Below are 21,394 nucleotides of genomic sequence, written 5' to 3' on the forward strand. Positions count from 1 at the left end.
TTTAAAATTTCTGTAAAAACGTTTTATAATAAAGTGAAGAACTCTTATAAATCAATGACCTTAATTTTGTTTCGCTGCATTTCGATTTTCCCTTCTTTCTCTAGTTTTTTAAGTAACCTTGAAATCACCACTCGTGAGGTATTTAAATCGTAAGCAATATCTTGATGCGTGGTCTGAACGTATTCATCATGGTTAACCATAGCCTTATCCTGAAGGTGTTTAAGTAGCCTTTCATCCATTCGGAGAAAAGCTATTGTATCTACCGTTTCCAGTAATTCCGTCATCCGGGTGTGGTAACTATCTAGAATAAACTGGCGCCATGACGTATATTTTGCCATCCATGCTTCCATCTTCTCCACCGGAATCATAATAAGCTCAGTATCACTTTCAGCAACCGCACGTATCTCACTTTTATGCGTTCCTACACAACATGAGAATGTCATGGCACAGGTATCTCCTCTTTCTAAGAAATAAAGGATAAGTTCATCTCCACTCTCGTCTTCGCGAAGAATTTTAATAGCACCATTTAATAAGAGAGGCATATGGGTAATAGTCTCACCAATATCCATTATAATAGTACCCTGCGAAAACATTTTAACCACACCTACTTCTTGCATTTCCGCTAAGAGTGCATCTTCAAAAAGATACCCGTAATTCTGTAAAAGACCTTCTTCCATATTTATTTTTTAGTTTACCGCACTAATGAAGACGCTGTACTGGGCATCTTCATCCTTTAAATAATCAAAACCTTCATGAAGTTTGGTTTGTGCTACAGCATACGGATAAAAAGTGATAGGTTCTATGCAAACCATATTGGGCACCTCTGTCCATAACATAAAATTACCGAAGCCCTCTGTACGAATACGGAGCTCTTTCTGGTCCTTAAGAAGGATTTCCGTACAGCCGGGAACTTGAAAAGCACGATTACCAACAGCCATGATTTCTGCTAACGTGATTTCCTTTTCGCCTGCCACTACAACTGGGCTTTTTGCATATAGTTTGAATGCAGGATGATAGCCTAACATAAAAGGCATATCTCGTTCCCCGGAGATTGTAAAGTTCACCTCAAGTCCTTCTTTGGACAAACGGAATGTTTTTCTAAAGTTGAAATCATAGGTCCAGAACAACCATTCCTTATTAGATTTACTCGGGAATTTTGAATTTTTTATTCGAGTACCTGTCTTATATTTCTTTTGCAATACCGCTTCGGCATCTGTTGTAGAGACTACCTCATAAGCCATCTCACGAAGAAGACCGTGCTGATCTTGAATAGCAATGTCTCTTGGAGTCTGCACTTGAAACTTAGCTTCTGCCGTGGGGCCAATAATCGGAAACATCTCTGTATCCGAACTACGCCAACCAGAACTACCTTTTTGATGAATATACTCGTAACCATTTACGGTATAACTCACCAATTCGCCAGCATCTATATGTACTTTTTGATTCTCAAATTTCAGTTCTATCATGGCACTATATTTTATAGCTATTTATAAGAAGTCGTTTTTCTTACCCGGTCTTACAAAGCTAATCTAAAAACCCTTTTTCACGCATCCAATCGTCATTAAACATCTTACCAACATACCGGCTTCCATGATCATGAAAAAGGACTACTACTATGTCTTCTTTTGTAAAATGTTCTTTCAACTGCAGCACCCCTTTTATAGCAGCCCCAGCAGAATTACCCAAAAACATAGCCTCTTCTTTTGCTAAACGTTGTGTGTAAACTGCTGCATCTTTATCAGTCACTTTCGTAAAGCCGTCAATAACATCAAAATCTACATTCTTTGGCAAAATATCCTCCCCTATGCCTTCTGTGACATATGGGTAGATTTCCTTTTCATCAAAAATACCGGTCTCATGATACTTCTTAAAGACGGAACCATAGGTGTCCACACCCCAAATTTTAATATTCGGATTCTTCTCTTTTAAAAACTTTCCTACGCCAGAAATGGTTCCACCAGTCCCTACGCCAACAACAAAGTGCGTGATTTTACCATTTGTCTGTTCCCAAATTTCAGGCCCCGTACTTTCGTAATGTGCTTTTGCATTACTTGGATTATCATATTGATTTACATACCAAGCATTAGGGATTTCTGTAGCCAAACGTTTAGCTGTAGAATAATAACTTCTTGGATCGCTAGGTTCAACATCCGTAGGACAAACATGAACCTCACTACCCATGGCTTTTAAAATATCTACTTTCTCTTTTGATTGCTTATCACTAATAACGCAAATTAACTTGTAGCCCTTTATGGTGGCCGCTAATGCTAAACCCATACCTGTATTACCAGAAGTACCCTCAACGATAGTGCCTCCGGGCTTTAATATACCAGAAGCTTCGGCATCTTCTATCATTTGTAAAGCCATGCGATCTTTTACCGAGTTACCGGGATTGAAAGTTTCGTACTTGGCCAAAACCAAACAAGATACATCCGCAGTAAGCTTGTTGACTTTCACTAATGGTGTATTGCCAATAGTTCCCAATATATTCTCTGCGTATTTCATAAATGAACTGTTGCTTATTTTATACCAAGGGTAAAATACAAAGAACGCGACACATAAAAAAAACGACGTTCTTATTCTCTTCTATTCGAACTTGATTGCCTTTACGGGAGTGATTTTTGTAATAATGTAAGAAGGTACCAGAAGCATAACGATACATAGAACTAGTACACCGATATTTAGAATCAGTACAGTAATAAAATCTATGTGTACCGGCACATAATCTATATAGTATTCTTTTGGATTTGGAAATTTTAGTATTTGGAATTTATCTTGAAGGTAGATTGCCCCTAGCCCAATAATATTACCCCAAAGAAGGCCCACCCCAATCAGGTAGCTAGCGTTGTACAAAAAGACCTTACGAATGCTCCAATTGGCAGACCCTAAAGCTTTAAGTATGCCTATCATTTGTGTACGTTCTAGAATAAGAACCAACAAAGCGGTAATCATATTAAAACCACTTACAATAATTACAATACCTATGATTAGAATGATATTAAAATCGAAAAGGCTGATCCATTCAAAAATCTTGTAATATTTGTTCACTATGGTCTGCGTATCTAAAGTAGATAGGGTTTTGCCATAGATTTCTTTACTTTTTTCGTCTATATCATCAAAATTATTCAGGAAGACCTCAAAATTACCAACTTGATCATCGCCCCATTTGTTCATGTGTTGAATGTGACGTATATCCGTAAACAGATAAAGCCCATCAAACTCTTCAAAACCACTATCGTAAAGTCCGGTTATCTTAAATTTTCTTTGGTTGGGTAATTTTGAAACATCACCATCCTTAAGAAAAAATGAATAAAAAGTATCACCTGTTTTTAAATCGAGACGATTTGCCATAAGTTCCGACATCAACACCTCTTCATTTAAATCGCCAGAATAATTGGGAAGCTTGCCATCTAACAGATACTCCTCAAAAACAGACCAGTTGTAATCACTGCCTACACCTTTTGCTATGACACCTTCAAAAGTAGTCTCAGTTCTAATAATACCCGCTTTACTGGCAACGGCCTGCACATGGTCAATACCATCAACATCTTTAAATTCTGGATAAAAATCTTGATTTAACGAAACCGGCATCACCGAAACATCAGATGCATTGTTGTCGTAACTGGATATCTGAATGTGACCGTTAAAGGCTGCTACTTTCTCCCGAATCTTATATTTAAGACCTATTCCTGTAGAGATAGTTATCAGCATCATAACGACCCCCAATGCAATAGCTGCAATTGCTATTTTTATTATTGGAGCGGAAATGCTAATTTTATGCGCTTCGCCCTTAATAAGCCGCTTGGCCAAAAAATATTCAAAATTCAATATATGGCATTTTTAAACTGTCTCAAAAGTACATTTTTCATTTGGTTTTTGCTTGTTGTAGCATGTGGAAACCCGACTAAAACAGAGAAATCTACTTATGAACCCACTTTGGTCCTCACTGATACTATTGTTGAGAAGCCCATTATTGTTGCCGCCAACAGAACTAACGCTTATTTACCCTTGCTAAAAGGTAAAAGAGTGGGTATTGTTGGTAATCAGACCTCCATTATTTTTAAACCATCTAAGGATAGCATAGATACACCTACGCCATATATTCATTTGGTAGACTCTTTACTCTCCTTAAAGGTTGATGTTAAGAAAGTATTTGCTCCTGAACATGGATTTAGAGGTGTTGTAGACGCTGGAGAAAAAGTAAAAGATGGTGTCGATAGCAAAACGGGGCTTCCTCTTATTTCTTTATATGGAAAAAACAGAAAACCTTCTGCTGAACAGTTGAAAGATATTGATGTTGTCCTTTTTGATATTCAAGATGTGGGTGTTCGCTTCTACACTTATATTGCCACCTTGCAATTGGTCATGGAAGCTTGTGCGGAACAAAACAAACCTCTAATTGTATTGGACAGGCCTAATCCCAATGCACATTATATAGACGGTCCTACAATGGAAAAAGCCCATACCAACTTTCTGGGCATGACGGAAATACCGTTAGTTTACGGAATGACCATTGGTGAATATGCTCAAATGATCAACGAAGAAAAATGGATTGAAACTGAGAAGAAAGCGGACCTTACCATAATACACTTAGAGAACTGGACACACGAAACCGAATATAGTTTACCCGTTCGTCCTTCTCCAAATTTACCGAACGATATTGCCATTAACCTTTACCCTAGTTTGGGTCTTTTTGAAGGTACGAACGTAAATGCAGGACGAGGAACAGAATTACAGTTTCAATGTTATGGGGCTTCTTTTCTAGACAGTACACAATACAGTTTTAGATATACACCTATGCCTAATTTTGGTTCAAAAACGCCAAAAGAAAATGGAAAACTTTGCTTTGGAAAGGATTTATCCGAAATCCCAAGGATGAGCGAGGTATCCGTTCAATGGCTTATAGATGCGTATGTAAATTCAGAAGACAAAACCAAAGTCTTCAACAAAAGTGGATTTACCAAACATGCGGGTACGGACAAACTACAAGGACATATAGAAAAAGGAGAACTTGAAGAGACCATCAAAGAAAGCTGGCAAGCAGATTTGACCAAATTCAAGAAAATCAGAAACAAATACTTGTTATATCCATAAACAAAACGAAGCTATAAAACTTCGCTCGTTTCTGACAAGGTTGTTGGTTTTCTTGATTTATGAAAAGGTTGTTTTAGCAAGCCTTTTATGCTTGCATTTTCAACCTCATCAGGAAAAGTATCCACACCATAAACAATACTATCCCTATCAAACTTCATAAAAGTACCAAAAAGACGATCCCAAAGAGAAAATATATTCCCATAGTTACTGTCTGTATAAGGTAACTTATAGTGATGATGTACTTTATGCATGTCCGGGGAAATAATCACCCAACTAAGAGCCTCATCTAACTTTCTGGGCATCTTTATATTGGCATGGTTAAATTGTGTGGCTATCAATGAAAGCGACTGGTACAACATAACGATACCTATTGGTGTACCCACAATCAAAACTCCGAAAAGGGTAAAAACAAAACGAATCATACTTTCTAAAGGGTGGTGACGATTTGCTGTTGTGGTATCTACATTATGATCCGTGTGATGCACCAAATGAACCCTCCATAGAAGTTTTACTTTGTGCTCTACCAAATGTGCTAGATAAGCACCTATTAAATCTAAAAGAAGCAACCCTACAATCACGCAAAGCCATAGCGGCATTTCAGGTAACCAATTAATAATGCCAAACTTTTCTACAACCGTGAAATCGGCAGTTTTTAATAATAGAAAGGCTAATGCAAAGTTTACGATTATAGTAGTAAACGTAAAAAACAGATTAGGCAAAGCATGCTTCCATTTCTTATACGTAAAACCAAAAAGAGGAACGATACCCTCTAATATCCAAAAGAAAGTAATGCCACCCACAAGAATAAGTGAACGATGCAAAGAAGGTATTGTTTCAAAATAATTAATTATGAATTCCATATCTTAAAGATAGAAAAATTAACCAATTCTGAAATATTAAGCTATTTTTTGTTGATTATTTTAATTGTATAGGAATCCAAACTTCCTCTTCAGAGTCCGGATGATTGTTTTTGTACTTCTCTCCCAAAACTTCAAATTGTGGTCTATGATCTAATTTATAATCCGAATCTGGCATCCATTCCAAAAAGATATAATCCATAGTTTTTTTGAATTCGCTGGGCAGCCCCTTATGAATAAAAACAGCGTACATTCCTCCTTTTAAATTGAGCGTCTTAAAATCCTCAGCGTACTCAGTATACTCACTCACCTCAACGGTTGCCCACTTCTCAAACTCCGTATTTGGGTTGAAACTTTCAGCATCAGGAAACTTCTCATACACTTGAACAGAATACAATTCTGACCCCACTGCATTTGTAATGTGCCTCTTAAGCGGCATAAAACCACTCCACAAATTAAATGTACGATTATTGGCTAATGACATTTTTAAAGAATGTCCAACCAATTTTTTATCCGATAACTCTACTATTCTAGGTTTCATTAGTCCCAAGATTATACAATTTAATTACCAATGGCTTTCTTCATTTTCTCAACAATATTAAAAGCAGCAGGACAAATGGCTACGTTTTTTAAAGTTAAGTTAGAAATCTGTTGAAATTTTTTACGGTCTGTATGTGGAAATTCTCGGCATGCTTTAGGTCGTACGTCATAGATAGAACAATAATTATCAGCTCCTAAAAAAGTACACGGCACTTCTTGAAGTACATAATCATTCTCATCATCTATTCGTAAATATTGCTCTATGAACTTTTGAGGCTTAAGCCGGAAATGTTTGGAAATACGTTCAACATCAGCCTTCGTAAACAACGGTCCCGTAGTTTTACAACAATTAGCACACTCCAAGCAATCTGTACGCTGAAATTCTTCATAATGTAATTCTTGCATTACATAGTCCAAATTTTTAGGTGGCCGCTTTTTAAGCTTGGCAAAAAACTTACGGTTTTCGTTGTGCTTTTCCTGTGCTTTCTTAGGAAGTTCTTTTAAAATTTGCTCCATTCATCTAAAAATCTACTCAAAACTAAACAAGAAATACTTAAAATGTCCAATTTTGCCAAACAAACCACTTGCTATATGAAAGACGTTTTTGGAAAGGCCATATTAGATTTTCAAGAAGGTAACTATACCGAGGATATAATCACGTTTTCGTCTTTAGATGAAGAAGATACAATTCCCGTGCCCTACCTCTTTAGAGGTTTTAAAGAAATGCCCAAATTAGAACAGGAAGCATTAAAACTCTGTAAGGGTACTATTTTGGATATTGGCTGTGGAGCGGGTAGCCATAGTTTGTATCTACAGGAAAAAGGACATACGGTGATTGCTTTGGATTATTCAAAAGGAGCCATAGAAACTTGCAGCTTAAGAGGTATAAAGGATGTAGTTTGTACGGACATATATAATTATAAAAATCAAAAATTTGATACTTTGTTACTGCTGATGAACGGCATTGGCATTATTGAAAAATTGAATAATATGTCCAAATTTTTTGATCATATGAAAACCCTGATGAACCCTGGCGCACAAATTCTATTGGACTCCAGTGACATCATTTATATGTTTGAAGAAGATGAGGATGGTGGGGTTTGGGTACCGGATACCGGTTCTTATTATGGTGAGATTGAATTTCAAATGGAGTATAAAAAAGAGAAAAGTGATTCGTTTTTCTGGTTATACCTAGATTACAAGACCTTAGAAATGGCGGCAGAACCAAACGGATTTAACTGCGAAATTGTAAGAAACGGCGAACATTACGACTATTTGGCTAAATTATGGCTAAAATAACATGAATTTTCGCCATTTTTGTGGTTTCGCTCTTTACTATAAAATTTCCCTATGAAAAACATACATATCTTTTTATTGGTTTTACTTTTTGGTCTTTTTACAGGATGTTCAAAAGATGAAGACGACCAAGTAGCAAGCGAAAACCAAGCAGTGGACAAAACTGCTAATCTAAAAGGTACCGGAGATTCTGCCAATGATATTTTGTCTAACGACAAATTCACTAAACTTCTTATTGAAATTGCATATGTAGATGGTTTTAAGCCTACCGAAGAAGCCATGGAGGGTTTTGTTAATTATCTAAAGGAAAGAACTTTTAAAGAAGATATTGAACTAAAATACACGCAATTGGAGTCTCCTGATGAAGAAAGCCTGACTCTTGAAGAAATTGCTGACCTAGAATCAGAGAACAGAACGGTTTATAATGACGATGAAACTTTGGCCGTATACATCTATTTTGCAGATGCTCCTGCAGACGGCGATGATGAAGAAGAAGGTCTAGTAACTTTGGGGGCTGTATTTCGTAACACTTCTATGATCATCCATGAGGCCACGGTTCGTAAATTGGCTAATCAAAGCTTTTTTATTACTGATGCCGATGTAGAGAACTCTACTTTAAACCATGAATTCGGACATCTGTTCGGACTCGTTAATTTAGGGACTACACCCGTAAATGATCATGAGGACATACAAGTTGACGAAGATGGCAAACCTGTTTTAGACTCAGCAGGCAATACTATTGGCAACAGCCATTGTGATGTTGATGGTTGTCTTATGCTTGCAGAATTGCAATTTAGTGGTGGGTTTACAGGTAAAAGTACTTCGCTTACCGCAAAAGATGATAACACTATTACATCTGCCTGTTCTTTAAGCGGCAAAAGTGTTCTTAAATTATTGGAATCTAAAACTGCCAAAAACGAGCTACCAGAACCTCCTAGCTTAGATAGCGAATGTCTTTTAGATCTTAAATCTAACGGAGGCCGTTAAACATAACAAACGCTATGGTATATTTAAATACTTATGCGTCTGTAGTGAGACTTTCCATTTAGGATTCTTCATAACATAATCCACAATCATAGGAACTACTTTGTCCCGCACACTCCATTCTGGTTGTAAATAGAGAATACAGTCTTTGTTGGTTTTTGCAGCCTCTTGTTCTGCAAAAATTAAATCGTGCTTATTAAATACAATAACCTTTAACTCATGGGCCTCATCATAAATTCTGCCCACAGGTAATTTGTTCTTCTTTGGAGACAGGCAAATCCAATCCCAAGTACCCGTTAGAGGGTATGCTCCAGAAGTTTCAATATGAATTTTAAGATTTTTAGCTTTTAAAGCATCGGTTAAAGGTTGCATGTTCCAAGTAAGAGGCTCTCCTCCGGTAATTACAATAGTATCGGAATATTTAGCTGCATTTTCGGTAATCTGTTCTATAGCCGTTGGTGGATGAGTTTCTGCATTCCAGCTTTCTTTAACATCACACCAGTGACATCCAACATCACATCCTCCAACTCTAATAAAATATGCTGCTGTACCTTTATGGAAACCTTCGCCTTGTATGGTGTAGAATTCTTCCATTAAGGGCAACATGTTCCCCTTATCCACTTCCTTTAAAACTTCATCTTTTACCATCGCGCAAAGATACGTCTTGCAGATTCCAAAACCCAAATTCTAATTCTTAAATTAAAGTGCTCATCTTTAATCCATCAGACTACTAATTTTAACCGCTTCCATCCACCCTACTTAGTGCGCTTGATTTTGACCAAAGCTAAACTTCTCTAAAAGTGACTGTAAAACATCAAAAATTCCCTTATTTTTACTCAAAACACAACCAATGGCTATTAAAGACGAATTCTTCAAACATATTGAGAGCGGTTACGCAACCAAAGGCGATTATATTGTAATGGGAGCAGCAATGCTAGATGAAGAGGCCATTACCAATGCCCATGTAAAGATTCCTTTAAAGACCTTGAACCGTCACGGGCTTATTGCCGGAGCAACGGGAACAGGTAAAACCAAAACACTTCAGGTACTAGCTGAAAATCTATCCGATAAGGGAATTCCTGTATTATTGATGGATTTAAAAGGAGATTTAAGTGGTTTAGCGCAACCTAGTCCCGGTCATCCAAAAATAGATGAGCGCCATGCTAAGATTGGCCTACCATTTGAAGCTAAAGCTTTTCCTGTAGAAATCCTTTCGCTTTCTGAGCAAGACGGCGTTAAACTAAGAGCTACAGTATCTGAATTTGGGCCCGTACTTTTATCTCGTATTCTTGACCTTACTGAAACGCAAGAAGGTATTGTTGCCGTTGTTTTTAAATATTGCGATGACAATAAACTTCCGCTTTTAGATTTAAAAGATTTCAAAAAAGTATTGCAATACGCTACTGGTACCGGCAAAGCAGAATTCACAAAACACTACGGTAGAATTTCTACAAGTTCTACTGGAACCATTCTAAGAAAAATAATAGAACTTGAACAACAGGGAGCCGATTTATTTTTTGGCGAAAAATCGTTTGATGTAGAAGATTTAACTAGAATTGACGAAAATGGAAAAGGGTATATCAATATTTTAAGATTGACCGATATCCAAGATCGCCCAAAACTATTTTCTACATTTATGTTAAGCCTTTTGGCGGAGATTTACAGTACTTTTCCAGAGCAAGGCGATAGTGATAGACCTGAATTAATTCTATTTATAGACGAAGCTCACCTTATTTTTAACGAAGCTTCAAAAGCATTGTTAGACCAAATTGAAAGTATTGTTAAGTTGATACGTTCAAAAGGTATTGGCATTTATTTTGTTACTCAAAACCCAGCCGATGTGCCTAACGAGGTACTTTCGCAATTAGGTCTCAAAGTACAACATGCTCTTCGTGCTTTTACTGCAAGAGACCGAAAGGCCATAAAACTTACGGCCGAGAATTATCCTATTTCAGAATATTATAACACCAAAGAAGTATTAACTTCCTTAGGTATTGGTGAAGCTCTTATTTCTGCTTTGGATGAAAAAGGACGCCCTACGCCACTAGCTGCTACTTTATTACGTGCACCTATGAGCCGGATGGATGTTTTGAGCGACAGCGAACTGAAGTCCGTGATTAAAAATTCTAGCTTAGTTAAGAAATATGGTGAAGTTATAGACAGAGAAAGTGCCTACGAAATTCTAAACGAGAAAATAGAAAAAGCTGAAACTGCAGCTGCAAAAGAAAAGGACAAACCTAAAAGCACATCAAGAAGAAGCACCAGCACAAGACAAAACCCGATAATAAAAGTATTGACCAGTGCCACTTTTATTCGCGGTGTTTTAGGAGTTCTGAAAAAAGTAATGCGATAAATTAAAAATCGTAGTTTTCAGATTAAAACAAACAATTTACAAAAGTACATGAAAAGTATAGTAGCTAGTATTTGCCTAATCGTTTGCCTCGCAAGTTGTAATGAAGAAAAAGACACCTCTTTTTCTATTATTAAAGACCGTGTAGGTAAATTGGACCGTATCAGTTTGGTGCGCGACCTAAAGATTATTTACGAAAACGATTCTATCGTAAAGGACAGCACCAGCACCAACAGTGCTAACAATAGTAAAAAGGTAAAAGTTTTTGAAAAAGGAGGAAAAGCATTATTGACCCTTACCCCAAATTCAGATAGTATACCAACTATTGAGAATATCCGTATTGAAGACACTCGTTTTACTACAGAAAAAGGAGTTGGTTTGGGTAGCACTTTTAAAGATATCAAAGACAATTACACCATTAGAAAGGTAATTACTTCAATGAACAATGTAGTAATTCTTTTAAAAGATAGTGATGTTTACTTTACCATCAGCAAAGAGGAACTACCCTCTAGTTTACGTTACGCTACAAGTGTAAATATTGAAGCGGTTCAGATTCCCGATGATGCTAAAATTAAGTACATGATGGTAGCCTGGGATTAGACCCCTTTGTAATTATTGATAGCCAAATTTAAAACCGTACCATGAATACACTTCTGCAATACATCTTGGTACAACGGGCTAAAGCAAAGCTTAAAGGCAAAAAAGCAATTGCCAAAAGACAACTGGTTAAAGAAGTTAGATATGGACAAGTAGAATTTGTCCATGCTATCAAAGAAATACTTTTTATAGCCATTGGTGTTGGTGCAGCAGGATTTGGTCTAAAAGGCTTTTTGCTACCCAATCATTTTATTGATGGCGGAGCAACAGGTGTATCGCTATTGATTCAGGTAAAATCGAATATACCATTGGGAGTTTTATTGTTATTGGTAAACATTCCCTTTGTACTTCTTGGGGCCAAAACCATCAGCAAGAAATTTGCTTTAAAAAGCATTTTCGCCATTGTAGCACTAGCCCTTGTAGTGCATTTTGTTTCCTACCCTATTATCACCAGTGACAAGCTGCTGATAGCCGTTTTTGGCGGATTCTTTTTAGGTCTCGGCATTGGTATGGCCATGCGTGGCGGTAGCGTTATAGATGGCACAGAAGTCTTAGCCATTTACCTCAGTAGAAAATGGCACTTGACCATTGGGGATGTTCTCCTTCTCATTAATATTATAATCTTTTCAGCAGGTGCTTATTTGTTAAGTATAGAAACTGCTTTATATGCCATTCTCACCTACTTAGTGGCTGCTAAAACGGTGAACTATGTAGTAGATGGTGTGGAAGAATATATTGGTGTGACGGTAATTTCACCCAAAAATGAAGAAATACGCATCATGCTTACCGAAAAAATGGGCAGAGCCTGTACGGTTTATAATGGCAAAGGCGGATATTCTAAAGATGGAATCGCTCGTATCAATCAAGATATTATTTACACTGTAATGACTCGTTTAGAACTGGCCAGATTAAGCACCGAAATTGATAAGATAGATAAAAATGCCTTTATTGTTATGGGCGTTGTTAAAGATATTAAAGGAGGCATGATTAAAAAGAAGCCTCTAAAATAGCGGAATACGTACTTATGAAAAAAACGCTGAATAAAATGCTCCCAAAGGTATACGGCAGGTATTTTAATTTACTTGCCAGAGTGTCTAAAACGAGAGCGGCAGAAAAAGCTTTCTATGTTTTCTGCACGGTGAGAAAAGGAAGGGTTCTTCCCAATCAAAAAGAATATCTGGACAAAGCCAAAAGCGGAGCTCTTGAAGTTAAAAACCATACTTTACAAACCTATCATTGGTCAGGCAGTAAGGAAACCGTTCTGTTGGTCCATGGATGGGAGAGCAATACTTTTAGATGGCGCAATCTTATTGCAAAGCTACTCGAAGCCAACTATAACATTGTGGCTTTCGATGCTCCTGCACACGGGTATTCTTCTGGTCAATACCTCGACCTTCCTTCATATTCTGATGGCGTTCAAGCCATGATTGAAAAATATAACCCCAAATATCTTATTGGACACTCCATGGGAGGAATGACCCTTATGTACAACGAGTTTTACCATAAAAATGAAGGTGTTGAAAAAATGATAACCATTGGTTCCCCTTCAGAATTTTATGAAATAATGGATCACTACCAGAGACTACTTGATTTTAACGACAATGTTCGTGAGGCACTTGAAGCCTATGTCCTTAATCGTTTCGGCTTTACAGTCAAGGAATTTTCGTCCTCTCGCTTTGCAAAAACAAATACAAAAAAAGGATTACTATTCCATGATGAGCTAGATAAATTAGCGCCCTTTCATGCCTCGGAAGCTGTTCACTCTTATTGGAATGACAGTACATTTATTCGCACTAAAGGTCTTGGACACTCTATGCACCAAGAACATATAAATGATCAAATTGTAGATTTTTTGAACAACTAAAATAGAAATTATGCAAGCCGTAACTCCCTTTCATATCGCCATACCCGTTCATAACTTAGACGAATGCCGCACATTCTATAGAGAAATATTAAACTGTGAAGAAGGCCGTAGTAGTGACCACTGGGTAGACTTTAATCTATTCGGACACCAATTGGTTATTCACTACAAACCTAAAACACAAACTGAAGACCTCCATAGCAATCCGGTTGACGGAAAAAATGTTCCGGTACCACATTATGGTGTTGTTTTGCCTTGGGATGTTTTTGAATCTTTTTCTAAAGAACTTGAAAATAAAGGAGTAGCGTTTGTTATAGAGCCCTATGTAAGATTTGCAGGCCAAACAGGTGAACAAGCAACGATGTTCTTTTTGGACCCAGCAGGTAACGCCTTAGAGTTTAAGGCATTTAAAGACATGGGGCAATTGTTTGCCAAGTAGCAATTAAACTAGTCGCTCTTCGACTGCGCTCAGAGCGACTAGTTTTTTTTATTATTTCCTATTGTGACCACTCCGTGGGTTTTCTTACCCAACGGTGCTTTTGTAATTCCTCAACTAACTCTTTTGGCAATCTTTTCCCATCACTTGTAGCGGTGTTGGCTAAAACGTTACGCTCTTTTCGCATGCCCGGAATAGTCGTACCAACAGTCTTATTCTCCAAAATAAATCGCAACGCCATCTCGGCCATGGTCATCCCTTCAGGAATTAAGGGTCGTAAGGCATCGGCATGGTCTACACTAGAGTTTAGATTTTCAGGCACAAAATACGTCCCGCGCCAATCTCCCTCCGGAAATGTAGTTTCCTTAGTAAGATTGCCCGTCAATGTTCCTTCATCAAAGGGCACGCGTGCAATTACAGCAATATCCAACTCCTCACATAGAGGAAAAAGAACGTCCTCAGGATTCTGATCAAAAACATTATAAATTACCTGAACGGCATCTATCAGACCCGTTTTTAAAGCTTCAATACCATTTTCAGGTTCCCAGCGATTAACACTGATGCCCATAGCACCAATTTTTCCTGCTTTCTTCAAATCCTCAATAGCACGTTGCCACTCATCACGGCTAGACCAACCGTCATCCCATGTATGAAACTGCATCAAATCAATACGTTCCATACCCAGATTGGTCAACGTTTTCTCAGTATACTCTATAATATGGTTAGTTGGGTACGAATCCTCAAATTTATATTCCGGCTTTGCTGGCCAGTTGAAATTTTTAGGCGGAATCTTGCTGGCTGCGTATAGTTTTGTTTTGGGATGTCTGCGGATAAGCTCACCTAACAACTCTTCACTATGCCCTTCTCCATAACCCCAAGCGGTATCAAAAAAGTTGACTCCGTTTTCAACAGCTAGGTCAAGAGATTTGGCAGATTGTTTGTCATCAGACTCTGTCCAGCCGGCCATTCCCCACATTCCATAACCTACCTCACTTACTTGCCATCCGGTTCTTCCGAATCTTCTATATATCATTTTACTTTTATTTTTGTGGAAATTTAATATGGTTTAGAAACACATCTTCGTTATAAAAATAAAGGACTATATAGTGCATACCGTTTCCAGATAATTTATAACTTCTCCTGTTTCGAAAAACACGATACAGACCTAATTAATATCTTTTTAAAATTCACGATAATCACCACCTAAGAATTGGTTGGCTTCATCTTCGGCAAACTTGGCAGTTTCCGTATCCCAATGCAATGTTTTATTTGGAAAACGACCGGCAATTACACCTAACAGAATAGTTTCCGTTAAGCGTCCTGCATATGAAAAAGGAGCAGTAGTCTGACCTTTGCCCAAACAAGCATCTACAAATTGATGGTAATGCTTTGGACCTTCCGAATCATAATTACGAATAGGTTCTCCCAAATTATTTGCTTCGGAAACCTCAGCTATTTCTTTGGATATATCAACATACTTACCTTTTACTATTTTCTGTGGAAGTTGCATAAAATGCGGTAAAAGCAAACGACCTTTCTTACCTATGAACATAGCGCCTTGACTAGGTAATTCTCCAGCTCCGGCCATTCCCGCATCAAGAGATATTTTATCTTTTACGCTACCATCTTTATCTTGGTTTTCACTAGAAGTCTTACCTCCAGGCAAAACTAAATCTTCATGCTTAGGTGGCATTCCCGGACCATCATACCAAACCCATTTAAGATTTTTAGTAGTAAATTCCGTTCCTGGAAATTCATAGGTGACCGTATTATTTTCAGGAAAACCAAATCCGTTTGGCTCCCGACACTCGTTTTTAACGGTTAACGGTACATCTAAATTTAGCGCATTATAAGGTGTATCAAAAATATGTACGCCCATGTCTCCTAAAGTACCACAGCCATAATCCATAAGTTTTCTCCAATTTCCAGGATGGTAAAAGCCTTCTTTGTAAGGACGTTCTTTAGAGGTTCCCAACCAAAGATTCCAATCTAATTGATCAGGCACAGGGTCTTCACCTTGAGGCTCATCACCATTATATCCCCAAGATTTTGGAGACCAAGCATGTACCGTATGTACTTTACCAATAATACCAGATTGAATTAAAAGTGTAGCCAAACGATAATCATAGAAAGAATGTACCTGAATACCCATTTGAGTTACCAAATTTTTTTCTTTGGCAATCTTCATCATTTTTCTAGATTCATCAACATAATGCGTTAATGGTTTCTGGCAATAAACCGGTTTGTTCATCTCCATAGCCATTATAGACGCTGGTGCGTGTGTATGATCAGGTGTTGAAACTACTACTGCATCTATTTCATCTCCCATTTCATTAAGCATGGCGCGATAATCAAAGAACACTCTTGCTCCCGGATGTAATTTATGTGCTTTTGATAAGTTAACAGAATCCACATCGCATAATGCAACAACATCTACCGCGTTATGAGAAGAAATAGCACTAAGATCTTCCGCTCCCATATTTCCCACACCTATATGCGCCGTACGAAGCTTTTTTCCTTTTGGAAAAGCCCATGCCGCGTTAGGCAATAAGGCAAATGATGATACAGCCGCTGCACTTTTTAGAAATTCTCTTTTATTCATTTTTCAAGTAGTTTGGATTATTGCTGTTGTTCTAAATTTTTATAATTCTCTGATTTTTACTTTTTTTAGCCAAAGCGGACTATCATGATCTTGAAAACCTATATACCCCTTTTTAAAAGATCCGTACTTCGGAGAATCTTTCCACTTTCCTTTACTTTTTCGTTCTTCCCAGTCTTCTGACCATGGAACGAAAGACAATAGTTTTTTTCCATTGAGCCAATGTTCTACATTTTCTGGCGTAAAGATGATGCGAGACGTATTCCACTCTCCTGCTGGCTTTACTATTTTTTGGCTTATAACAGGTAAATGCATGGCATAATCGGCACCTGTTTTTTGCCATTCCTCTAATTTGGCATTATTGATTTCCTCCCATTTCAGGTCGTCCAACATCTGGTATTCTGGTGAAACTTCAGGTATGCTCCAATCTCCTTCTTGAATATGATATAGAAGACCGCTATTACCTCCTTCTGGAATTTTCCATTCCCAAGCCAATTCAAAATTATCAAATTCTTGTGCAGCGTAAATAATATCTTTTCCGCCTTTACGGTTCTCTTCCGTTCTCTTTTCCGTATCAAAAGTTAAGGCTCCGTCCTTAATAACCCATTGCGGTGGCAAGTCATCTCCATTATAAGCTCGCCAGCCTTCAGTAGTTGTCCCATCAAAAAGGTAAATCCATTCTTCATTGGGTTTGTCATTACTAGCAGCCTCTGGGTTTACTTTTGCTATTTCTTTTTGTTTGGTTTCGTTTTTACAGGAAATTAAAGCTACTGATATAGATAGGATTAAGGCTAGTTTTTTCATTAAAATCTGCTATTTGGGTTATAGTATCGCTACGCTATCTAAATCTAACAAACATTTAATTGAGAATCAAAAAATACCCTTTCTCTAATTCGCCTTTAGGCATAAATGCTAAATATTTCAACTCCTTAAAAAAAGTACTGTTAGACAAATTGTAAACGAAAGGAGAAGGTAGCCAATTTACCCGAACCGACCAAGTGTAATTATTGCGGGTTATTTGCTCTAACAGAAGCAATAGACAGGAATAACAAAAACATTAACCCTAGATACCCGAGCAGTCTATACGATCCAAAAGTGCTAAAGCAAAGACTAAAAACAGGAGGTGCGAGTGCACTTGCTAGTATTAAAAATGACATAACCTTGCCTGTAATGGCGCCCAGATGCGTACGTCCAAAGAAACGAGGCCAAACGATAGCATTAAGAACAGCAAAGAAGCCTCCTAAAACGCCAAAGCCGCCAATTAATAATGGAATACCGAAAGAAGATGATAAAAACAAAAATCCGACTGAAGCCATAATTCCGCCTAAAATCATCAAATACAAATAGAGTTTCAGGTGCAAATAATCACTCAGAAAATTAAAAATCAATGAAATGGTTACCGCAACAACCGATGCTGGCAAAAAAATTGAAATAGCATCATCTTTAGAAAAGCCTTCACTGGCGAAAACGGAAATCACATGAAAAGTAAGACCGGTAATAAAGAAACTATTGAAAGCCAATATGAGTCCGTACATCCAAAAAGCTCTGGTTTGCTGGGCTTCCTTAGCAGTATATTGCTTTGCTGTTGGAATTTTAACAGATTCTTCTTCTTCCTCTAAAATTTCGCCATCCGGTAACAGGCCATGCTCTTCAGGCTTATTCTTATAGAATTGTAATATAAATAAGGAGAAGATTACTAGTGCTACAGCTAAAATTTGCCAAGTGACTTGCCAACTATACCCTTCTATTAAAGCATTCACCCAAAGCGGAGAAGATGAGAAACCAAACGAAATAGCTACACTACTAATGGCATTTACTTTTCCTCGATTTTTATCGAACCATATCATAATAACATTTCGAGATGCCATGGTAAGCACTCCTTGACCCGAAAATCTAAGTACAAAAAAGAGTGTAGCCATTATTACAAATGGAATGAGCCACGTATCCACATTCAACATGGTTTTCACAAACTCACTCATTTGCACGGACCAAGAACACAACATAAGTGCTACCGCCAGTGTAATTGCCGCAAAAAATGCCACGTAACGCGCCCCATATTTATCAAACCAAATACCTGCGCGACCAATAACTAATGAACTACAGATCGTACCGATCATATAGGCATTACTGAATTGGTTACGACTTAAGCCAAGAGCATCTTTTACAGGATCCGTAAATACGGATACCCCAATAGTTTGCCCCGGAATACTGAAATAAATACCGATGGTGCCTACTACCAAAATTACATAACCATAAAAAACTGGGCTTTTGGCGGGATCTACGAGGGAAAATCGGTTTTTGCTTGACATCTATGAAAGGAAAGCAGCAAAAGTACCGGTTTTGCCAGAGCCACTACATTATTTAAGGTAAAGATTATAAGAAATCTATACGGAAGCGAAGTTTTGAACGTTATTGGTAAACTAAGTCTTTTAGCAATTTACCTATGAGAAAATTCGCAGCCGTACTGTTCGTCCTCACTGTAATCATAATTTTGAGCAGCTGTAGTATTGATGATAGCAATGATATAGAGATTATAAAACCTGGAGACACCGTAATTACGGGGAAAGTTCTACAAAAGCAATTCCTGAAATAAAATACAGCTCTATTCTACTGCTACTAATCACCAAATATAATGGTGAAGGTACTGCCTTCATTAACTTTACTGGCAACGCTTATGGTACCACCAAGGCTGGTAATGTGGCTATGTACCAAATACAAGCCAACTCCTTTACTGTCTTTAGTTCCGTGAAATCTTTGATTTAAACTGAAAATAAGATGCCCCACTTTTTCCATATCAAAACCTAGTCCATTGTCTGTAAACGTAAACGTTTTTTTTCCGTCTGTTTCACCCGAGGTAATTTGTATTTCGGGAAAAACGTCAGGCCTAGCGTATTTGATTGAGTTGGTAATGAGGTTAAGAAAAATACTTTCCATATAAGCAGAATTAAACCGAACACTTTCCATAGCTGAAAAGTCCAAGGAAAATTTAACCTGGGAATCCTTAATCAAGGAGCTTATAGAGCCATTTATTTTTTCAAAAACTTTCTTAAAGAAAACCTCTTCTACCCCAACACTATCGTCCTCATTTTCTTTTAAAGCATCTACATAAGAATTTAAAGAAGTTTTAAGGCCTTCCGCAGACAGTTTTATATACTCTAGTATTTTTTCATTCTCTTCTTCACCGTTGTCTTTATTACCTAAAATATCTGCTAGATATAGTAAATTATTCACAGGAGACCTTAAATCATGGGAAGTGGTATAATTTAGTTGTTTAAGCTGTTCATTTATCTTAGAAAGCTGAGCTACATGTGAAATACGTTCGGATTCTAGATTCTTTTTATGAGTGATATTCTTTGCAATAGCATAAATTAATTGTTTATCCGGCATGGGAATGGACGTCCAATGCAACCACACCAACTCTCCGGATTTACAAACGTACCTATTTTCAAAGTCCAACAAAGGCTTACTATTTATTAGACTTTTTCTGTTAGAGGCGGTCAGACCACGGTCTTCTTCATAAATAAAATCATAGATGGGCACAGAAAATAATTCCTCCTCTGAGAACCCTAATAGTTTGATAAATGCTGGATTAACTTTTCGGAAGTAGCCATCATACCCTGCAACACATAAATAATCCATTGAAAGATCGAAGAATGGATCTAATTGAATATTAGTCGGAACGAGTGATTCCTGCTGCATATTGTGTGGGTTAATTATAAAATCTAACGCAGAATAACATGGTATTGTTGTGCTCGGAATGAAGTAAATAATTATAAATCAAAATGCAATAAAAACTACCCTTTGAAAGAATAAATTATTAAACACAAAACCCTACAATAAAGCCAATAAAATTACTTGGTATTGCTATTTCTTTCCCTAGCTAAAAGTGTATTTTTTAGCAACATAGCAATGGTCATCGGACCAACGCCACCTGGAACTGGAGTAATAAACGAAGCTTTTTTACTAACAGACTCAAAATCAACATCACCAGTTATATAATAACCTTTAGCTTTAGTTTCATCAGCAACTCTAGTAATACCTACATCAATGATAACAGCACCTTCCTTGACCATATCGGCCTTTAAGAAATGAGGCACTCCTAATGCGGATACAATAATATCTGCCTGTAGCGTAAGCTCTTTAATATTTTTTGTTCTACTGTGCGCAAGAGTAACGGTACAATTTGCAGCTTCCCCTTTCTGGCTCAATAAAATACTTATAGGTCTACCCACAATATGACTACGACCAATAACCACAGCATGTTTTCCCTGGGTATCTACTTTGTAACGCTTTAAAAGCTCCATAATACCGAATGGCGTAGCAGATATGAAAGTTTCCATATCCAAGGCCATTTTCCCAAAGTTAGCAGGGTGAAATCCGTCTACATCTTTATCTGGATCAACAGCCATTAAGACCTTTTCCTCATCAATATGTTTTGGTAATGGAAGTTGCACGATATAACCGTCTATAGCTGCATCTGCATTTAGTTCGTGAACTTTTTTCAGTAGCTCTTCTTCTGTAGTTTCACTAGGCAAGTGAATCAAAGTTGATTCAAAACCAATTTTCTTGCAAGAGCGCACTTTACTACCAACATAAGTTAAGCTAGCACCATCAGTACCAACAAGAACTGCAGCCAAGTGAGGTACTTTCTCACCGCGTTCTTTCATGTTCGCTACCTCAATAGTAATTTCGTCCTTTATTTCGTTGGAAATTTTTTTCCCGTCTAGTAATATCATAATGTCGGATTACGGTCTAATCTGGTCTTGTAATTTTCTTCTAA

Annotated in this window: 23 protein-coding genes; 9 read left to right on the forward strand and 14 right to left on the reverse strand. The window is 37.5% G+C overall.

The genetic code is table 11. The annotated features are described in order from the left end of the window. Positions 1-44: 44 nt before the first annotated feature. The 4 genes from IWB64_RS02000 to IWB64_RS02015 all read right to left on the reverse strand — a co-directional run bounded on the left by IWB64_RS02000 (position 45) and on the right by IWB64_RS02015 (position 3,828). The gene (locus IWB64_RS02000) at positions 45-677 is read right to left on the reverse strand and encodes a Crp/Fnr family transcriptional regulator (protein WP_194532440.1); all 633 of its coding nucleotides are present in this window, start codon (positions 675-677) and stop codon (positions 45-47) included. A gap of 9 nt (positions 678-686) precedes the next feature. After that, the gene (locus tag IWB64_RS02005; protein ID WP_194532441.1) at positions 687-1,466 is read right to left on the reverse strand and encodes an aldose 1-epimerase; all 780 of its coding nucleotides are present in this window, start codon (positions 1,464-1,466) and stop codon (positions 687-689) included. Between the two features lie 58 nt (positions 1,467-1,524). Beyond that, a complete protein-coding gene (locus IWB64_RS02010) occupies positions 1,525-2,505 on the reverse strand; it encodes a PLP-dependent cysteine synthase family protein (RefSeq protein WP_194532442.1) in 981 nt (326 codons plus the stop codon). 81 nt (positions 2,506-2,586) lie between these two features. Next, complete coding sequence (locus IWB64_RS02015) at positions 2,587-3,828, reverse strand: ABC transporter permease (RefSeq protein ID WP_194532443.1); 1,242 nt, start codon at positions 3,826-3,828, stop codon at positions 2,587-2,589. 3 nt (positions 3,829-3,831) lie between these two features. Between IWB64_RS02015 and IWB64_RS02020 the strand changes: the two genes are divergently transcribed. Next, a complete protein-coding gene (locus IWB64_RS02020) occupies positions 3,832-5,094 on the forward strand; it encodes an exo-beta-N-acetylmuramidase NamZ family protein (RefSeq protein WP_194532444.1) in 1,263 nt (420 codons plus the stop codon). 11 nt (positions 5,095-5,105) lie between these two features. On the opposite strand, the gene IWB64_RS02025 is transcribed toward IWB64_RS02020, so the two are convergent. The 3 genes from IWB64_RS02025 to IWB64_RS02035 are packed head-to-tail and all read right to left on the reverse strand — an operon-like array spanning position 5,106 to position 7,007. Continuing rightward, on the reverse strand, positions 5,106-5,954 hold the full coding sequence (locus IWB64_RS02025; protein ID WP_194532445.1) for a sterol desaturase family protein: 849 nt from the start codon (positions 5,952-5,954) through the stop codon (positions 5,106-5,108). Between the two features lie 55 nt (positions 5,955-6,009). Further along, positions 6,010-6,492 (reverse strand): GyrI-like domain-containing protein, encoded by a 483-nt coding sequence (locus IWB64_RS02030; RefSeq protein WP_194532446.1) that lies wholly within the window; start codon positions 6,490-6,492, stop codon positions 6,010-6,012. 20 nt (positions 6,493-6,512) lie between these two features. After that, complete coding sequence (locus tag IWB64_RS02035; RefSeq protein WP_194532447.1) at positions 6,513-7,007, reverse strand: YkgJ family cysteine cluster protein; 495 nt, start codon at positions 7,005-7,007, stop codon at positions 6,513-6,515. A gap of 75 nt (positions 7,008-7,082) precedes the next feature. Between IWB64_RS02035 and IWB64_RS02040 the strand changes: the two genes are divergently transcribed. Together IWB64_RS02040 and IWB64_RS02045 are read left to right on the forward strand one after the other, a co-directional pair. After that, positions 7,083-7,790, forward strand: coding sequence for a class I SAM-dependent methyltransferase (locus tag IWB64_RS02040; RefSeq protein WP_194532448.1), 708 nt, complete (start codon positions 7,083-7,085; stop codon positions 7,788-7,790). Positions 7,791-7,841: 51 nt separating this feature from the next. After that, positions 7,842-8,774, forward strand: coding sequence for a hypothetical protein (locus tag IWB64_RS02045; protein ID WP_194532449.1), 933 nt, complete (start codon positions 7,842-7,844; stop codon positions 8,772-8,774). A 12-nt stretch (positions 8,775-8,786) separates the two neighbouring features. Here the strand turns inward: IWB64_RS02045 and IWB64_RS02050 are convergent, their stop codons facing one another. Further along, a complete protein-coding gene (locus IWB64_RS02050) occupies positions 8,787-9,419 on the reverse strand; it encodes a 7-carboxy-7-deazaguanine synthase QueE (RefSeq protein WP_155594626.1) in 633 nt (210 codons plus the stop codon). 202 nt (positions 9,420-9,621) lie between these two features. Between IWB64_RS02050 and IWB64_RS02055 the strand changes: the two genes are divergently transcribed. From IWB64_RS02055 to IWB64_RS02075, 5 genes are read left to right on the forward strand one after another with little or no spacing between them, the layout of a single operon-like run. Beyond that, on the forward strand, positions 9,622-11,124 hold the full coding sequence (locus IWB64_RS02055) for a helicase HerA-like domain-containing protein (protein ID WP_194532450.1): 1,503 nt from the start codon (positions 9,622-9,624) through the stop codon (positions 11,122-11,124). A gap of 48 nt (positions 11,125-11,172) precedes the next feature. Beyond that, positions 11,173-11,721 carry a hypothetical protein gene (locus IWB64_RS02060; protein WP_194532451.1) on the forward strand — a complete coding sequence of 183 codons (549 nt, stop codon included), beginning with the start codon at positions 11,173-11,175 and terminating at the stop codon, positions 11,719-11,721. A gap of 41 nt (positions 11,722-11,762) precedes the next feature. After that, positions 11,763-12,728 carry a YitT family protein gene (locus IWB64_RS02065; RefSeq protein WP_194532452.1) on the forward strand — a complete coding sequence of 322 codons (966 nt, stop codon included), beginning with the start codon at positions 11,763-11,765 and terminating at the stop codon, positions 12,726-12,728. 14 nt (positions 12,729-12,742) lie between these two features. Next, positions 12,743-13,582: an alpha/beta fold hydrolase gene (locus IWB64_RS02070; RefSeq protein ID WP_194532453.1), complete on the forward strand. Its 840-nt coding sequence runs from the start codon at positions 12,743-12,745 to the stop codon at positions 13,580-13,582. A gap of 10 nt (positions 13,583-13,592) precedes the next feature. Then, complete coding sequence (locus IWB64_RS02075) at positions 13,593-14,018, forward strand: VOC family protein (protein WP_194532454.1); 426 nt, start codon at positions 13,593-13,595, stop codon at positions 14,016-14,018. A gap of 58 nt (positions 14,019-14,076) precedes the next feature. Here IWB64_RS02075 and IWB64_RS02080 read toward each other — a convergent pair whose 3' ends face one another. The 4 genes from IWB64_RS02080 to IWB64_RS02095 form a co-directional block, all read right to left on the reverse strand. Next, positions 14,077-15,048 (reverse strand): aldo/keto reductase, encoded by a 972-nt coding sequence (locus IWB64_RS02080; protein WP_194532455.1) that lies wholly within the window; start codon positions 15,046-15,048, stop codon positions 14,077-14,079. Between the two features lie 147 nt (positions 15,049-15,195). Continuing rightward, positions 15,196-16,617 (reverse strand): Gfo/Idh/MocA family protein, encoded by a 1,422-nt coding sequence (locus IWB64_RS02085; RefSeq protein WP_194532456.1) that lies wholly within the window; start codon positions 16,615-16,617, stop codon positions 15,196-15,198. A gap of 39 nt (positions 16,618-16,656) precedes the next feature. Further along, on the reverse strand, positions 16,657-17,418 hold the full coding sequence (locus IWB64_RS02090) for a 3-keto-disaccharide hydrolase (RefSeq protein ID WP_194532457.1): 762 nt from the start codon (positions 17,416-17,418) through the stop codon (positions 16,657-16,659). A gap of 200 nt (positions 17,419-17,618) precedes the next feature. After that, on the reverse strand, positions 17,619-18,923 hold the full coding sequence (locus tag IWB64_RS02095; RefSeq protein ID WP_194532458.1) for an MFS transporter: 1,305 nt from the start codon (positions 18,921-18,923) through the stop codon (positions 17,619-17,621). A gap of 134 nt (positions 18,924-19,057) precedes the next feature. On the opposite strand from IWB64_RS02095, the gene IWB64_RS02100 reads away from it, so the two are divergent. After that, positions 19,058-19,207: a hypothetical protein gene (locus tag IWB64_RS02100; protein WP_194532459.1), complete on the forward strand. Its 150-nt coding sequence runs from the start codon at positions 19,058-19,060 to the stop codon at positions 19,205-19,207. 23 nt (positions 19,208-19,230) lie between these two features. Here IWB64_RS02100 and IWB64_RS02105 read toward each other — a convergent pair whose 3' ends face one another. Continuing rightward, complete coding sequence (locus IWB64_RS02105) at positions 19,231-20,313, reverse strand: PAS domain-containing sensor histidine kinase (RefSeq protein WP_194532460.1); 1,083 nt, start codon at positions 20,311-20,313, stop codon at positions 19,231-19,233. Positions 20,314-20,465: 152 nt separating this feature from the next. Further along, on the reverse strand, positions 20,466-21,350 hold the full coding sequence (gene folD, locus IWB64_RS02110; RefSeq protein ID WP_194532461.1) for a bifunctional methylenetetrahydrofolate dehydrogenase/methenyltetrahydrofolate cyclohydrolase FolD: 885 nt from the start codon (positions 21,348-21,350) through the stop codon (positions 20,466-20,468). Positions 21,351-21,394 lie beyond the last annotated feature (44 nt).

It is taken from the genome of Zobellia nedashkovskayae (assembly GCF_015330125.1).
Lineage (GTDB): Bacteria > Bacteroidota > Bacteroidia > Flavobacteriales > Flavobacteriaceae > Zobellia > Zobellia nedashkovskayae.

Excerpts from the sequence above, each read along its gene's own strand:
- IWB64_RS02050 (WP_155594626.1), bottom strand. The coding sequence starts at position 9,419 with ATGGTAAAAGATGAAGTTTTAAAGGAAGTGGATAAGGGGAACATGTTG.
- IWB64_RS02020 (WP_194532444.1), top strand. The coding sequence starts at position 3,832 with ATGGCATTTTTAAACTGTCTCAAAAGTACATTTTTCATTTGGTTTTTG.
- IWB64_RS02075 (WP_194532454.1), top strand. The coding sequence starts at position 13,593 with ATGCAAGCCGTAACTCCCTTTCATATCGCCATACCCGTTCATAACTTA.
- IWB64_RS02035 (WP_194532447.1), bottom strand. The coding sequence starts at position 7,007 with ATGGAGCAAATTTTAAAAGAACTTCCTAAGAAAGCACAGGAAAAGCAC.
- IWB64_RS02090 (WP_194532457.1), bottom strand. The coding sequence starts at position 17,418 with ATGAAAAAACTAGCCTTAATCCTATCTATATCAGTAGCTTTAATTTCC.
- IWB64_RS02070 (WP_194532453.1), top strand. The coding sequence starts at position 12,743 with ATGAAAAAAACGCTGAATAAAATGCTCCCAAAGGTATACGGCAGGTAT.
- IWB64_RS02000 (WP_194532440.1), bottom strand. The coding sequence starts at position 677 with ATGGAAGAAGGTCTTTTACAGAATTACGGGTATCTTTTTGAAGATGCA.
- IWB64_RS02095 (WP_194532458.1), bottom strand. The coding sequence starts at position 18,923 with ATGTCAAGCAAAAACCGATTTTCCCTCGTAGATCCCGCCAAAAGCCCA.
- IWB64_RS02040 (WP_194532448.1), top strand. The coding sequence starts at position 7,083 with ATGAAAGACGTTTTTGGAAAGGCCATATTAGATTTTCAAGAAGGTAAC.
- IWB64_RS02055 (WP_194532450.1), top strand. The coding sequence starts at position 9,622 with ATGGCTATTAAAGACGAATTCTTCAAACATATTGAGAGCGGTTACGCA.
- IWB64_RS02105 (WP_194532460.1), bottom strand. The coding sequence starts at position 20,313 with ATGCAGCAGGAATCACTCGTTCCGACTAATATTCAATTAGATCCATTC.
- IWB64_RS02030 (WP_194532446.1), bottom strand. The coding sequence starts at position 6,492 with ATGAAACCTAGAATAGTAGAGTTATCGGATAAAAAATTGGTTGGACAT.
- IWB64_RS02065 (WP_194532452.1), top strand. The coding sequence starts at position 11,763 with ATGAATACACTTCTGCAATACATCTTGGTACAACGGGCTAAAGCAAAG.
- folD (WP_194532461.1), bottom strand. The coding sequence starts at position 21,350 with ATGATATTACTAGACGGGAAAAAAATTTCCAACGAAATAAAGGACGAA.
- IWB64_RS02060 (WP_194532451.1), top strand. The coding sequence starts at position 11,173 with ATGAAAAGTATAGTAGCTAGTATTTGCCTAATCGTTTGCCTCGCAAGT.
- IWB64_RS02010 (WP_194532442.1), bottom strand. The coding sequence starts at position 2,505 with ATGAAATACGCAGAGAATATATTGGGAACTATTGGCAATACACCATTA.
- IWB64_RS02080 (WP_194532455.1), bottom strand. The coding sequence starts at position 15,048 with ATGATATATAGAAGATTCGGAAGAACCGGATGGCAAGTAAGTGAGGTA.
- IWB64_RS02005 (WP_194532441.1), bottom strand. The coding sequence starts at position 1,466 with ATGATAGAACTGAAATTTGAGAATCAAAAAGTACATATAGATGCTGGC.
- IWB64_RS02100 (WP_194532459.1), top strand. The coding sequence starts at position 19,058 with ATGAGAAAATTCGCAGCCGTACTGTTCGTCCTCACTGTAATCATAATT.
- IWB64_RS02025 (WP_194532445.1), bottom strand. The coding sequence starts at position 5,954 with ATGGAATTCATAATTAATTATTTTGAAACAATACCTTCTTTGCATCGT.
- IWB64_RS02085 (WP_194532456.1), bottom strand. The coding sequence starts at position 16,617 with ATGAATAAAAGAGAATTTCTAAAAAGTGCAGCGGCTGTATCATCATTT.
- IWB64_RS02045 (WP_194532449.1), top strand. The coding sequence starts at position 7,842 with ATGAAAAACATACATATCTTTTTATTGGTTTTACTTTTTGGTCTTTTT.